Annotated in this window: 1 pseudogene; it reads right to left on the bottom strand. The window is 37.2% G+C overall.

The features are described from left to right. Positions 1–226: pseudogene (locus EII41_RS13970) on the bottom strand (transposase); the annotation flags it as partial.

The following is a 226-nucleotide window of genomic DNA, read 5'->3' as shown; positions in this document are numbered from 1 at the left end:
TTTGTAGGCTTTTTCCAAACGGTAAATACCTTTTTCCCTGTTATAAGCATCTTTTTTTGCCCTATCGTCTGTATAGCCTATCAATAATCGCTGGGTTGCTGATTTTTTGTATTCAACCATTTGTTTGTCAATCTTGGGTTGCTCCGGTATCCACTGCTTTATATGATTGCTTTCGTTCTTGATCCTTGCTCCAATAATATATTTATATCCTTCGTTTTCAAGCCGG

This window comes from Tannerella forsythia (assembly GCF_003860135.1).
Lineage (GTDB): Bacteria > Bacteroidota > Bacteroidia > Bacteroidales > Tannerellaceae > Tannerella > Tannerella forsythia_A.
Note: the sequence above shows the minus strand (reverse complement) of the source record. Positions and strands in the feature narration are given on the sequence as shown.